The 13,121-nt window shown below is 67.9% G+C and carries 14 protein-coding genes; 5 read left to right on the top strand and 9 right to left on the bottom strand.

Annotated elements, in window-relative coordinates; all coding sequences use genetic code 11:
* Positions 1-197 precede the first annotated feature (197 nt).
* Positions 198-1,670: a 30S ribosomal protein S1 gene (gene rpsA, locus ACFXK0_RS24840; protein ID WP_379413189.1), complete on the bottom strand. Its 1,473-nt coding sequence runs from the start codon at positions 1,668-1,670 to the stop codon at positions 198-200.
* A gap of 281 nt (positions 1,671-1,951) precedes the next feature.
* Here rpsA and ACFXK0_RS24835 point away from each other — a divergent pair, with 281 nt between their 5' ends.
* A complete protein-coding gene (locus ACFXK0_RS24835; protein ID WP_379413187.1) occupies positions 1,952-2,803 on the top strand; it encodes a class I SAM-dependent methyltransferase in 852 nt (283 codons plus the stop codon).
* Here the strand turns inward: ACFXK0_RS24835 and ACFXK0_RS24830 are convergent.
* The 4 genes from ACFXK0_RS24830 to ACFXK0_RS24815 all read right to left on the bottom strand — a co-directional run bounded on the left by ACFXK0_RS24830 (position 2,800) and on the right by ACFXK0_RS24815 (position 6,026).
* Entirely contained in the window at positions 2,800-3,354 is a 555-nt protein-coding gene (locus ACFXK0_RS24830) for a hypothetical protein (protein ID WP_379413186.1), read from the bottom strand. The two genes, ACFXK0_RS24835 and ACFXK0_RS24830, sit on opposite strands and share 4 nt — an antisense overlap.
* A gap of 171 nt (positions 3,355-3,525) precedes the next feature.
* The gene (locus ACFXK0_RS24825; RefSeq protein ID WP_379413184.1) at positions 3,526-3,696 is read right to left on the bottom strand and encodes a toxin-antitoxin system HicB family antitoxin; all 171 of its coding nucleotides are present in this window, start codon (positions 3,694-3,696) and stop codon (positions 3,526-3,528) included.
* 6 nt (positions 3,697-3,702) lie between these two features.
* Positions 3,703-4,590, bottom strand: coding sequence for an SPFH domain-containing protein (locus tag ACFXK0_RS24820; protein ID WP_379413182.1), 888 nt, complete (start codon positions 4,588-4,590; stop codon positions 3,703-3,705).
* Positions 4,591-4,667: 77 nt separating this feature from the next.
* Positions 4,668-6,026: an FAD-binding oxidoreductase gene (locus ACFXK0_RS24815; protein WP_379413181.1), complete on the bottom strand. Its 1,359-nt coding sequence runs from the start codon at positions 6,024-6,026 to the stop codon at positions 4,668-4,670.
* A 95-nt stretch (positions 6,027-6,121) separates the two neighbouring features.
* Between ACFXK0_RS24815 and ACFXK0_RS24810 the strand changes: the two genes are divergently transcribed.
* The gene (locus ACFXK0_RS24810) at positions 6,122-7,054 is read left to right on the top strand and encodes a LysR family transcriptional regulator (protein ID WP_379413179.1); all 933 of its coding nucleotides are present in this window, start codon (positions 6,122-6,124) and stop codon (positions 7,052-7,054) included.
* 174 nt (positions 7,055-7,228) lie between these two features.
* On the opposite strand, the gene ACFXK0_RS24805 is transcribed toward ACFXK0_RS24810, so the two are convergent.
* On the bottom strand, positions 7,229-8,170 hold the full coding sequence (locus tag ACFXK0_RS24805) for an SDR family NAD(P)-dependent oxidoreductase (protein ID WP_379413178.1): 942 nt from the start codon (positions 8,168-8,170) through the stop codon (positions 7,229-7,231).
* A gap of 79 nt (positions 8,171-8,249) precedes the next feature.
* On the opposite strand from ACFXK0_RS24805, the gene ACFXK0_RS24800 reads away from it, so the two are divergent.
* A complete protein-coding gene (locus ACFXK0_RS24800; RefSeq protein ID WP_379413177.1) occupies positions 8,250-8,915 on the top strand; it encodes a TetR/AcrR family transcriptional regulator in 666 nt (221 codons plus the stop codon).
* A 36-nt stretch (positions 8,916-8,951) separates the two neighbouring features.
* Here ACFXK0_RS24800 and ACFXK0_RS24795 read toward each other — a convergent pair whose 3' ends face one another.
* Together ACFXK0_RS24795 and ACFXK0_RS24790 are read right to left on the bottom strand one after the other, a co-directional pair.
* The gene (locus ACFXK0_RS24795; RefSeq protein ID WP_379413175.1) at positions 8,952-9,605 is read right to left on the bottom strand and encodes an NADPH-dependent F420 reductase; all 654 of its coding nucleotides are present in this window, start codon (positions 9,603-9,605) and stop codon (positions 8,952-8,954) included.
* Positions 9,606-9,648: 43 nt separating this feature from the next.
* On the bottom strand, positions 9,649-10,242 hold the full coding sequence (locus tag ACFXK0_RS24790; protein ID WP_379413174.1) for a TetR/AcrR family transcriptional regulator: 594 nt from the start codon (positions 10,240-10,242) through the stop codon (positions 9,649-9,651).
* 108 nt (positions 10,243-10,350) lie between these two features.
* On the opposite strand from ACFXK0_RS24790, the gene ACFXK0_RS24785 reads away from it, so the two are divergent.
* Positions 10,351-11,097, top strand: a complete 747-nt coding sequence (locus ACFXK0_RS24785; RefSeq protein ID WP_379413172.1) for an SDR family oxidoreductase — start codon at positions 10,351-10,353, stop codon at positions 11,095-11,097.
* 64 nt (positions 11,098-11,161) lie between these two features.
* Here the strand turns inward: ACFXK0_RS24785 and ACFXK0_RS24780 are convergent, their stop codons facing one another.
* Positions 11,162-12,049: an NmrA family NAD(P)-binding protein gene (locus tag ACFXK0_RS24780; protein ID WP_379413170.1), complete on the bottom strand. Its 888-nt coding sequence runs from the start codon at positions 12,047-12,049 to the stop codon at positions 11,162-11,164.
* Positions 12,050-12,168: 119 nt separating this feature from the next.
* On the opposite strand from ACFXK0_RS24780, the gene ACFXK0_RS24775 reads away from it, so the two are divergent.
* On the top strand, positions 12,169-12,726 hold the full coding sequence (locus ACFXK0_RS24775; RefSeq protein ID WP_379413195.1) for a TetR/AcrR family transcriptional regulator: 558 nt from the start codon (positions 12,169-12,171) through the stop codon (positions 12,724-12,726).
* The last annotated feature ends 395 nt before the right edge of the window (positions 12,727-13,121 follow it).

Here is a 13,121-nt window from a genome sequence, read left to right as displayed (position 1 = left end):
ACTGCTCACCGAACCGGTCCACATCCCCTGAAAACGACACGGTCGCCGCAACCTCTCAGATCGAGAGTGTTGCGACGACCGCGTGAACCCAAGCACGTCGCCGGGCCCGTTTCAGTGTTCACCGCACGGCTGCCCCGGAAAGCCCGAAGGCCCCGGTCCAATGGACCAGGGCCTTCGGTGTGGAACTGCTACCAGAATCAGGCGTTGCCGGAGAGCTTCTCCCGCAGAGCCGCGAGCTGGGCATCGCTGGCGAGCGAACCGCCGGCGGACTCGGCCGGGCCGGAGGAGGCCTGCGAGCTGCCGCTCTCGGAGGAGTAGTTGCCCGAGGTGGCACCGCCGTTGGCGGCCTCGGCGGCAGCGTCGGCTGCCATCTTCTCCATCTGCGCGGTGTGCATCTTGTGGCGACGCTCGGCCTCGGCGTAACGGCCTTCCCACTCTTCACGCTGCTTGTCGAAGCCTTCGAGCCACTCGTTGGTGTCGGGGTCGAAGCCCTCGGGGAAGATGTAGTTGCCCGCGTCGTCGTAGCTGTCGGCCATGCCGTACTTCGACGGGTCGAACTCGGCGTGGTAGTCCTCGTTCGCCTGCTTCAGCGACAGCGAGATCCGGCGACGCTCCAGGTCGATGTCGATGACCTTGACCATCGCGTCGTCGCCGACGGCAACGACCTGGTCCGGGACCTCGACGTGGCGCTCGGCCAGCTCGGAGATGTGCACCAGGCCCTCGATGCCCTCTTCGACGCGCACGAACGCACCGAACGGAACCAGCTTGGTGACCTTGCCCGGCACGATCTGACCGATCGCGTGGGTGCGGGCGAACTGACGCCACGGGTCTTCCTGGGTGGCCTTGAGCGAGAGGGAGACGCGCTCGCGGTCCAGGTCGACGTCGAGAACCTCGACGGTGACCTCGTTGCCGACCTCGACGACCTCGGACGGGTGGTCGATGTGCTTCCAGGACAGCTCGGAGACGTGCACCAGGCCGTCGACGCCACCCAGGTCCACGAAGGCACCGAAGTTGACGATCGAGGAGACCACACCCTTGCGGACCTGGCCCTTCTGCAGCTGGTGCAGGAACTCGGAGCGAACCTCGGACTGGGTCTGCTCGAGCCAGGCGCGACGCGACAGGACCACGTTGTTGCGGTTCTTGTCGAGCTCGATGATCTTGGCCTCGATCTCCTTGCCGACGTACGGCTGGAGGTCGCGGACACGACGCATCTCGACGAGCGAGGCGGGCAGGAAGCCACGGAGGCCGATGTCGAGGATCAGGCCGCCCTTGACGACCTCGATGACGGTGCCCTTGACGGCCTCGTCCTTCTCCTTGAGCTCCTCGATCGTGCCCCACGCGCGCTCGTACTGCGCCCGCTTCTTCGACAGGATCAGGCGGCCTTCCTTGTCCTCCTTGGTGAGAACCAGGGCCTCGACCTCATCGCCCACGGAAACGACCTCGTTGGGGTCGACATCGTGCTTGATGGAGAGCTCACGGGAGGGGATGACGCCTTCGGTCTTGTAACCGATGTCGAGCAGGACCTCGTCACGATCGACCTTGACGATGGTGCCTTCGACGATGTCGCCATCGTTGAAGTACTTGATCGTGGCGTCGATGGCGGCGAGGAAGTCCTCGGCGGAGCCGATGTCGTTGACGGCTACCTGCGGCGAGGTGACGGTGGTGGGCATATGTGGGTTTGCTCCGGACGGATTGTGGTCGGTTGCGGACATTGGAACTTTCGGTACGCTGCGAGATCACCGCGACGAGGCGACGAAGGATACTCGGAAAGTATCGCACGTCGCACTTGCTGATGATCGAACTCAGCACGGGCGACTCCGTCATCGGATACTGTACGCACGCGACTCGCGCGCCTACAGGCCCCTCGAAAGACACTCGCGTGCCTCAGCGTACGCGACCCGCACAGAGCCGGGCAAACCACCCCCCGCGCCGCGCCGATACCCTGATCGTCGTGTCCGACGACGAACGCCACGCGCAGGCGAACGCGCTGCTGGGAACCTCAGCGACCACCCGAACCAAGATCGATTCCGCCGACAGCGAGCGGGCCAGCAGGCGCTGGTGGGACGCCGACGCCGATCAGTATCACCAGACCCACGCCGACTTCCTCGGCGTCGACTCCCCCGGCGGCGAGTTCGTCTGGTGCCCCGAGGGCCTGCACGAGGGCGATATGCACTTCCTCGGCGAGCTCACCGGCCGGTCGGTGCTCGAGATCGGCTGCGGGTCGGCGCCGTGTTCGCGCTGGCTGGCCGGCCAGGGCGCGCATCCGGTCGGGCTGGATCTCTCGCGCGGCATGCTCGCGCGCGGGCAGGCGGCGATGGCGCGCGGCGGTCCGCGGGTGCCGCTGGTGCAGGCGGGCGCGGAGGCGCTGCCCTTCGCCGACGCGTCCTTCGATCTGGCCTGCTCGGCCTTCGGCGGGGTGCCGTTCGTGGCCGATTCGGCGCTGGTGATGCGCGAGGTCGCCCGGGTACTGCGGCCGGGCGGGCGCTGGGTGTTCTCGGTGAACCATCCGATGCGCTGGATCTTCCTCGACGATCCGGGCGAGAAGGGTCTGCTCGCCCAGATCTCCTATTTCGACCGCACGCCCTATGTGGAGGCCGACGACGAGGGTGTGGCGACCTATGTCGAGCACCATCGCACCATCGGTGACCGGGTCCGCGAGATCGTCGGCGCCGGCCTGACCCTGCTCGACATCGTCGAACCGGAGTGGCCGGAGTGGCTGGACCGGGAGTGGGGTCAGTGGTCACCGCTGCGCGGGGAGATCTTCCCCGGCACCGCGATCTTCGTCACCGAGAAGCCTGCTTAGAACGCGGGCAGCGCCGCGAACTCGGGGGCGACCCGCACCTTGGGCACGGTGTCGGCGATCCAGCGGCGGGCCCGGGTCAAGGCGTGCTCGGGGAACACGGGGTCGAACCGGACGTCGTCGGACAGCAGGTAGGGCAGCCGCCCACGCAGGCCCGGCGCGTACGGGTGCGGCGGGCACATCTCGCTGCGATGCACCTGGGCGCCGATGGTGGTCTCCCGCAGCCCCGGGATGCCGGTTTCCGGGCAGATGATCTGGAACACCGCCGAGCACCGGTCCTTGGGCACCACGATCGAGGCGGCGAAGACGAGCTCGCGGCGCGGACCCGACAGCTGGGTCTTCTCCACGCGCAGCAGTGCGGGCAGCTGGTCGACCCACACCACGAACGCCTCGATGAGACAGCCGGTGCGCGCGTGATGCTCGGCGAGGCGCTTGCGCAGCCGTGGCAGGTCGTGCAGCCGGGCGGGCAGGTCTGGTCTGCCGTTGACATAGGTCAACGCGACGACATCACGAGTGGCCGGATTCCCCCAGGTCGTGTTGTCCAACTGCTGCATTCCAGGAATGTCGAACGAGATGGGCACCGATCCAACTTACCGGCGCGGTCCACTTCGGTTGTCCCGGTGCGCGACAGAGCGCGTCGTCGCGGCGGAATCGCGCACACGCGCCGAAGTAGGCAGGCCAGGATTCGTGACCGATCACAAACGCCGGCCGTGGACGCCGGGCCCCTACTGCTGCTTGGGTTTTCGGCCCACCTGGGCGAGGGCCAGGCGCAGGGCGTATTCGATCTGGGAGTTGACGCTGCGCAGATCGTCGGCCGCCCACGTGGCGATTGCCTCGTGGACGGCCGGATCGAGCCGCAGCAGGACCTTCTTGGGTTCCTTCTTCTGCGCGGTCATGAAGCCTCAGGAGTAGAGGGATCCGGTGTTGACGACCGGCTGGATGGCCCGGTCACCGCAGAGCACGACCAGCAGGTTGGACACCATGGTGGCCTTGCGTTCCTCGTCGAGTTCGACGGTGCCCGCTTCGGCGAGCCGGTCCAGCGCCAATCCGACCATGCCGACCGCGCCTTCGACGATCCGGGTGCGGGCGGCCACCACCTGGTCGGCCTGCTGGCGCACCAGCATGGCCTGGGCGATCTCCGGGGCGTAGGCGAGGTGGGTGATCCGGGCCTCGATGACCTCGATCCCCGCGGTGAGCGTGCGTTCGCGCAGTTCCTCGGTGAGTTCCTCGGCCACTTCGGCACCGTCGCGCAGGCTGGTGCGGGCGGCGTCGTGGGCGTCGTAGGGGTGGGTGGTCGCCAGATGGCGTACGGCCGCCTCGGACTGGGTCTCGACGTACTCCTCGTAGTCGTCGACGGCGAAGGCGGCCTTGAAGCTGTCGACCACCTTGTAGACGACCACCGCCGCGATCTCGACCGGATTGCCGTCGGCGTCGTTGACCTTCAGCTTCTGGGTCTCGAAGTTACGCACCCGCAGCGAGATCGACTTACGGTCGGCCAGCGGCACCACCGAGTAGAAGCCCGGGTCGCTGACCGAGCCGATGTAGCGGCCGAAGAACGTGACGACCTTGGCCTCGTTGGGGTCGACGATGATCAGCCCCGTGGCGAGCAGCAGCACGATCAGCACCGCGAGCGTCGCGGCCGCCGCGCCCACCCAGGCCAGTGCTCCCCCGTCGTGCTGGGTGGCGGCGATGAAGGCGACGACGGCCGCCGCGGCGAAGGCCAGGGTGAACAGCAGCCACCCCAGCAGCACGACGAATCCGTTGACGCGGAATGCGGACCGCAGTTCCATGACATCCTCCCGATATCTGAGTGATATCACCAAGATAGTAGAAATCGGGCGAATCGACAAGGCGCGGGCCCCTGCGGCTACGCGGGCGCGAGAGTGCGGTTGAAGCGGAACATGTTGTGCGGGTCGTACTTCGCTTTCGCCGCGACCAGCCGGGCGTAGGTCTCGGGCGCGTATCCCGCTGCGGTCTGCGCCGCGTTCGCCGCCGCGCCCGCACCGTAGAGGAAGGCGAGGCTGTGCCCGGCAGTCCACGGCGCCAGGGCTTCTCGCACTGCGGCCAGTCCGGCGGGGGCGGCGTCACCCACTCCGGCATCGGTGATGACCCGCACGACGTAGCCGGCCTCCCGGTGATCGACCGCGACTCCCGTGCCCCGGCGCAATGCCCCGCCGAGGTGACGGATATCGACGACCGCCTCGACCGGCCCACCGGGCGCGGTCAGGTCGCGCAGCGCCGCGAGCCCGTCGGCGGTGAGTTCCGTGAGCAGTGCGTTGGTCGCGGCGTAGGCGTGCGGGAAGTCCGGGTCGCTGTGGATGGTGTGCGATGCGGTGTAGGGCATGGTGCGCAGGTCGTCGCGCAGCCGGTCGCCGATCGCCCGCAGCGGGGCCACCAGGCGCTCGCCGTCCTCGGCCGGGCCGTGGAAGGCGATCCGGATCGAGGCGACGTGCCTGCCGCGCAAGGGTTCCGGCACCGGCGGGATGTCCGGGTAGGTGACGACGGCGATCGTCGAGGTGAGCGTGTCCGGCAGCGTCGCGGTCCACTGCCGCCAGGTCTCGAGCGCGGTGTCGACCAGCGGGGTGTCGAAGATCAGCTGGCCGCCGTAGACCTCGGTGACGGGCACCAGGTCGAGCTCGAGGCCGGTCACCACGCCGAAGTTGCCACCGGAGCCGAGCACGACGCCGAACAGTTCGTCGGCCGGGGTGAGGGTGCGCATCCGGCCGTCGGCGGTCACCAGCTCGATCGAGCGCACATGGTCTGCGGCATAACCGAATTCGCGAGCCAGCAGGCCGAGGCCACCGCCGAGCACGTACCCGGCGACGCCGACCGACGGCGAGGAACCGTTGAGCGGAGCCAGGCCGTGCACGGCCGCGGCCTCGACCAGCGCGCCCGCGCGGACCCCGGCACCGATGCGGGCGGTGCGGGCTCGCGGGTCGATCGCGATGGCGTCCATGCGCCGGGTCGTGATCAGCACGCCACGATCCGCCGCCACCGAGAGGCCGTGCCCGGTCGCCTGCACCGCCACCGGAAGTCCCTGCCGGGCGGCGTATTCCACCGCCGACCTGACGTCCTCGGCGTGTACCGCGCCGACGACCAAGGCGGGGCGGTGGGTGTAGGCGGTCTGGAATCCGGCGACCTCCTCGGCATAACCCGCGTCGGCGGGTGTGAACACCGGGCCGGTGACACGGAGGGATTCGATGGTCTGCGATGCGTTCTCGGCCATGCCTTCGACTGTGCCGCCGCGCCGATCAGAAGTACAACAGATAGTTCTTCTCGCAGCGATAACAGATCATTATGGCAAGTAGCTAGAATTGCCGGATGGAACTGCGGCAACTCCGGTACTTCGTCACCGTGGTCGACGAGGGCGGCTTCACGCGGGCGGCCGAGCGGCTGCACCTGACGCAGCCGGGCCTGAGCGCCCAGATCAGGCAGCTCGAACGTGAGCTCGGCCAGCGCCTGCTCGACCGTGGCGCCCGCACGGTGACGCCCACCGAGGTCGGGACCGCCGTGCTCGAACACGCGCGGGCCGCCCTGGCGGCGGCCGACCGGATCGGCGAGACCGTGCAGGAATTCGCCGGACTGCTGCGCGGGCACGTGCGGCTCGGGGTGATCTCCGGTGCGGCCACCGAGGAATTCGATGTCGCCGGCGTGCTCGCCGATTTCCACCACGACCATCCACAGGTCGCCATCAGCCTCACCGAGGACACCGCCGAGCGGATGCTGGCCGCACTCGAACGCGGCGAGCTCGACATCGCCCTGGTCGGATTGACCGGCGCCGCACCGGATCCCGACATCGGCCTCGAGGTGATCCTGGAGACGCCCCTCGTCGCCGCCGTCGCGCTCGACGCACCGGCCGACCCCACCGAGTCGGCGGGCACGATCACCCTGGCGGCGTTGGCCGATCGGCGGCTCATCTGCCTGCCGGTCGGGACCGGACTGCGCGGGGTCTTCGAACGCTCGTGCGCCGCAGCCGGTTTCACCCCGCACATCGCCTTCGAGGCAGCCGCTCCCCCCTTGCTGCTCCGGCTGGCCGCCCGTGGTCTCGGCACCGCGATCGTCCCCGCCCTCCCGCCCGCCGAGGCGGCCGTGTTCGGCGTGCGCGCACTCACCATCGTCGAACCACGAATCCACGGCCGCCTCGCCATCGCCTGGCGCACCGACCGTCCCGGCGGCCCGGCGGCGAAGGTGCTGCTCGGCCAGCTGCGGATAGCGCTCGGGCAGCGGGCGACGACCCCGGACCGCTTCACCTAGGACCGGCGGAGGTGCCCGGTGGCCGCCGCGCAAGGTCGGTGAACGCGATGCTGGCGCCGGTGGCGAACGGGTGGGGGTTTCCGGGTAGGCGACGAGCCAACGCCGGTTCTGACGCCTCGGGCGGCTGTGCCGACGACAGCTTCCCCATGCCGGGCTCGGTCGAGTCCCTGCGGGCTACCGCTCGGCCAGACCGAGGGGGAACGTGACGCCGGTGAGCTCCTCGGAGACGGCCCACAGGCGCTGCTGGACCGCGTCGTCGTGGGAGTCGGGGCTGGAAGTGACCAGCTTCGGATACCCGCGGATCTCCAGGCGATCGCCGGGGCCATAGTACTGCCCACCGGTGACGGCCAAGTCGGTGGCTGCGCGCAGAGTGGGCAGGGCACCCATTTCGGCCTTCTGGGTGAGCAGCGGCGCGAGCCAGGTGACGGGCAGGCGCAGCGCGGCGGGCGTATTGCGCATGAGTTCGGTATTGGAGACCCCGGGATGGGCGGCGACTGCGACGGTAGCGCCGTGTGATGCGAGCCGGCGCTGCAGTTCGTAGGTGAACAGCAGGTTGGCGAGTTTGGACTGGCCGTAGGCGCGGACGCGACTGTACGAGCGCTCCCACTGCAGGTCGTCGAAGTGGATAGCAGCCTGGATGCGGTGGCCGGTGCTGCTGACCGTGACGATGCGGGAGCCGGGAACAGGCAGGATCCGGTCCAGCAGCAGGCCGGTGAGGGCGAAGTGACCGAGGTGATTGGTGCCGAACTGCAACTCGAAGCCGTCGGCGGTGCTCTGCCGAGGCGTGTACATCACCCCCGCATTGTTGATGAGGAGGTCGATGCGCGGGTGGGCGGCGCGTAGGTCTGCCGCCGCGGACCGGATCGAGTCCAGAGAGGTCAGGTCGAGGGCTTGGACGGTGACGTCGCCGGTGATGCGGGCGGCCGCCTGCCTGCCCTTGTCGATGTCGCGGACGGCCAGAACCACCCCCGCCCCGCGTTCGGCGAGCATTCGGGCGGTCTCGAAACCCAGCCCGGTGTTGGCGCCGGTCACGATCGCCACCCGTCCGTGCTGGTCGGGGATGTGCTGCTCGGTCCAGTTGCCGCTCATGACGTACTCCTCGTCGTTAAGAACCATCGGTCTCTTATGGAGACAACCATAAGAGACCGACGGTCTACTGTCAAGGGACCGGTGGTCTCCAAGCTAGAGTGAGGGCGTGAGCTTTCAACGGGCACGCAACAAGGAGCAGCGAGAGATCCGCCGCCGGGCAATCCTGGACACGGCGGCGGCGATGCTCGACGAGATGCCAGTGGCCGAGGTGACCCTCAATGAACTCAGCAGGCGGGTGGGCCTGGCCAAGTCGAACGTCCTGCGGTATTTCGAGTCGCGCGAGGCGGTGCTGCTCGAACTGCTCGACATCTTCCTCGAGAGCTGGCTCGCGCAGCTGGCGAACGAACTATCCGCAGGCGTCGAGGCGCAGGCGGCGCCGCAAGCGCGGGCCGGTCAGCTGGCCGAGATTCTCAGCCGGTCACTGGCGGAGCGGGTGGTGCTCTGCGACCTCTTCGGCGCGAAGGGCGGCATCCTCGAGCACAACATCTCGGTCGAGGTGGTCAAGCGGCACAAGCGTTCATCCCTCACGTTGCTCGCGACCATGTCCGATCTCGTGCGCCGTCACCTGCCGGAGCTCGGCGACGAGGCACCCCTGTTCTGCCTGATGAGCCTGGTCTCAGCGGGTGCGCTGTCGGCCTACGTCCCACCGCCACCCAGCGTCCTCGCCGCCTACGCGGACGAGCCCGCCCTCGGCGTGTTCCACATGGAGTTGCGCGACGCCCTGCGGCACTCCTTCACCGCGGCACTCGTCGGCATGCTGCCGCGCGACTGAACCTGGCAGGAACCCGCTGCCACGCCGAGTCAGCCTTCAGGCCACGACATTTCGTCGCGCGGCGGCGAGGTTGGCGATCAGCTCCGCACGAGTCTGGGACTCGTGCGCAACCCAAGCGGGCTGGCCGGGACCGCTGCGCCAGGATTCGCGCAGCGGGCTGTTGTCGACGGTGTCGAAGCCGAACTGGTCATACAGTCGCGTCACGAGATTCACGGCTTCGGGAAAGTCGCTCGAGGCCGACAACGCCAGCCGGCCCGGAGTCCCCGCCGGCCTCCCCGCGGTGGTGATGCGGGGAGCCTGGATGTGAGTGAAAGCCTTGACTACCTTGGATGTAGGTAGGTGATCCTGGCGCAGCTCGTGAACTGTCTTCTCGCCCGATTCGACAACCGAGAACCGGCCATCGCGCCAGGCCATGTAATTGTTCGTGTCGAGCACGATCTTTCCCACGAGCTGATCGACGGGCATATTGTTGATCAGCTCGAGCGGCACGGCCACCACGACGAAGTCACCGGCAGCCGCGGCCCCGGCCGCAGTCGCGGCGCGCGCCGATGGGCCTAGTTCGGCGATCAGGCCTTGGAGAGTTTCGGGTCCGCGCGAGTTGGCGATGACGACGTCGTAACCGGTCGCGATGGCCGCCCGAGCGATCTGGCTTCCGATCTCGCCCGCGCCGATGATGCCGATCGTTGTCATGGGTGTCTCCCCTGTGGATGGCGGCAGCGGCAGTGGTGGGTGGTCAGCGCGTGAAGGCGCGTTCGATCATCGTCAACGCGGCGGCCTTGGCGAGGTGCAGCTCGTCGGGGCCGATGCCTGACTTGTATAGGAATTCGATTCCCTGCATCACGGCGATCAGCGCGCGAGCGGTCTGCTCCGCGTCGATGCCGGCATCGACGTCACCGGCTTCCTTCGCCTGGTTGATCTGTCCCATGAACAGGTCGAGCGTTCCGAAGTAGGCCTGGCAGGCCAGGGCTCGGACCTGCTCGTCCTGGGAGCTCAGGGCCGCGGCACTGTTGGCCATCAGGCAGCCTTGCGGCGGCAGATCCAGGCGGCCACCGTCGTCGAAGGTGACCGCAGAGGTGAGCCCGTGCCATGGACTCGGGTCGGCGTCCAGGGCGGCCGCGAGGCCCGCGGACTGCCGGGCGCAGTAGCCCTCCAGGATCCGGATGAACAAGTCGTGCTTGTTGCCGAACGCCCCGTACAGGCTCTGTGTTCCGACTCCGGTCGCGTCAGTGAGGTCTTGGACCGAGGTCGCCGCGTACCCGTCGCGCCAGAACCGTGCTCGCGCGACGGTGAGCACAGCCTGCTCGTCGAACTTTCTGGGCCTGGCCATGTCTCGAACGTACCAGTTATGGAGGGAACACTCAAGAATTGACAAGACCACGACTCCTCTGCAATTTTTGAGGGACCACTCCATAACTCGACGCAAGGACGACGCAACATGGTGGCAGGACCTCTCGAAGGCAAGACCGCACTGGTGACAGGAGGATCCCGGGGCGTCGGCGCCGGAATCGTCGCCCGGCTGGCGGCCGACGGCGCGCGGGTGGCATTCACCTACGCGAACTCCGAAGAACGCGCACAGGACGTGTCCGCCGCCGCGGCCGCGACCGGAGGCATCGTCTACGCCATCCGCGCGGACAGCCTGGTCGAGGACGATGTCGTGTCCGCGGTCGCGCAGACCGTCGACCGGTTCGGTGGCCTCGACATCCTGGTCAACAACGCCGGTGTCGGAAGTTTCACCGAGATCACCGACCTGACGATGACAGAGATCGACGCGATGCTGACGGTGAACGTGCGCTCGGCCATCGTGGCCATCCGAGAATCACTGGCACACTTGGGCGATGGCGGTCGGATCGTCAATATCGGCAGCATCAACGCCGATCGCATGCCTTTCCCCGGCGGGTCGATCTATGCCATGACCAAGGGCGCGTTGGCCAGCCTGACCCGTGGGCTCGCACGTGAGCTCGCCCCGCGAGGCATCACCATCAACAACATCCAGCCAGGCCCGGTCGACACCGACGCCAACCCCGCCGACGGACCGGCCGCATCGGCCATGCTCGGCGTGATGGCGGTAGACCGATTCGCGACTACGGCGGAGGTCGGCGCTTTTGTATCCTTCCTCGCCGGGCCCGACGCCGCCTACATCACCGGTACCAGTTTGAACATCGACGGCGGATTCGGCGGCTGACGTCGAGTTCGTCCAGATTCTCGCGCAGCACCCCTGCCCAGTTCAGCGCCGCGGCCCCTGGAGATCAGCTGCGCAAGGAGGCCTTCGCCCAGTCGTTGAAGGCTGTCCGCGATACACCCAGGTCCGCGGCGAACTCCGGACGCGCAGGCGCGGGATGCGCGCTCATGTACTGCTGCGCCTGAAACAGCGCCGGGTGCAGGCCCTCCACCCGAACCTGTTCCGGGTCGGCGGGAAGCTCGATGTCTGTGTCGAGGACTTCGGACAGGATTTGCGCGGCGTCGCGGAAGGTCAGGACGTCACCGGCCAGTTCGAGTTCGATCCCATGGAAACGATCAGGCTCTGCGAAAGCCTCGGCGGCGGCCGCTCCGATGTCCGCTACCGCGACGAAGGGATGCGCAATATCGAGGTCGACGGCGACGAACAGCCGGTCCGAGGTCAGGGCGTCGAAGTAGATCGACGGCCGGACAAAGTTCTCCATGAACGTGGCCGGCCTCAAGATCGTCCACTGCGGGAAGCCCGCGGCGCGCACAAGAGCCTCGACCTCGGCCTTGCTGCGGTAGTAGTGCCGCGTGAAGGAACCCCATCGCTGCTCGTCGAAATGCTCGACGTCGACTGTGCCGGTGCCTGACACCGAGCTGTGCACGAAGTGCCCGATCCTCGCCGCCTGAGCGGCCGTGACCAGGTTGCGCCCGTGGCGGACTTCGGAGTCACCCGTCGGGTCGGTCATGTCCGGCGTCTGCACCGAGAACACCGCGTGAGCGCCGTCGAGGGCCGCCGTCAACGACGTCACGTCGTCGAAGTCGCCGCGTACCAGAGTGGCGCCGAGATCGTCGAGGGCGGCGGCGTGCTCGGAGTCGGTGTCTCGCACCAGGGCGCGGACCGCGATACCGGAGGCCAGCAGCGCGCGGGCCGCGGCACCTCCTTGCTTGCCGGTTGCGCCAGTGACCAGCACGAACGACGGTGATGTAGACACAGTGATCCTCCGTTAACGATAAATGGGGTAGTCCCCCATTTTGTCTTTGGCTACGATATGGGGTGATTCCCCATTTGTCTAATGAGAGGTACGTGCCGATGGCGACGAGTGGGCCGAGGCCGCAGCGGGCAGACTGGCAACGCAATCACGAGCAGCTCGTCGCGACGGCCACGAAGCTCATTGCCCGAAGCGGAGCTCAGGTCTCCTTCGAGGAAGTGGCCCGCAGGGCCGGTGTTGGTTCGGCCACCTTGCACCGGCACTTCCCCTCCCGGCGCGCGTTGCTCGAAGAGGTCTTCCACGATGTCGTCGAGCGCCTTCGCCGACGGGGAGACGAGTTGTCCGCCGGTGACCCCCGGACGGGACTGTTCACCTGGCTCGAAGAGCTGACCATCTCCGCCGCGGAAACCCGCGGCTTGACCGTGGCGCTGGAGGCATGTGCGGATGACGTCGCGTCACCCGGCGACAGCTGCCACGGCATGGTGCGCGAGGCGACGGTGAGCCTGATGGATCGAGCGCTCGCGGTGGACGCGCTCCGGCCCGAGGTCGCCCCGGATGATCTACTGACCCTGGTTACGGCCATTTCCCTGGTGGCCGAAGGTGATTCCGCAGCGGCACGCCGCCTGCTTCGCCTCGCTCTCGACGGCGTACGCCCCTGAGCATCCCAACGAGACCCGGCTCACCCAGATCATTCTGAGCCGGACACGAAAAGAGCCCGCACTCAGCGGGCCCTCTACGTAGGCAGATCGCGGCATTTCCCCGAAGGCGCGAAGACGACCGACAGCGGTCACCGCCGCATCGAGCACGTCGTGACCTCCCATACCCCCGCTGGCCGCGATCCTGTGCGCCGACGGCTACGACCTCGAACGGCTGGTTCTCATTCCTGGCTCGAGAGCAACTGGACTGGCGCGACTTCGGCCCCGCCGACGCACTTGCATTCCGCGGCTACCTCCGGAATCCGCCCTTGGGCGCGGGGGCCGTGATCGCGATGGTCGGGCAGATGCCGAGGACCGGACCGCATGGTGCTGACCGGATGCGGAGTTTCAGTGCTTCT

Origin of the sequence: Nocardia sp. NPDC059177 (assembly GCF_042755165.1) — a bacterium.
Lineage (GTDB): Bacteria > Actinomycetota > Actinomycetes > Mycobacteriales > Mycobacteriaceae > Nocardia.
The sequence above is the reverse complement of the archived record's forward strand: the minus strand, read 5'-3'. Positions and strand labels throughout refer to the sequence as shown.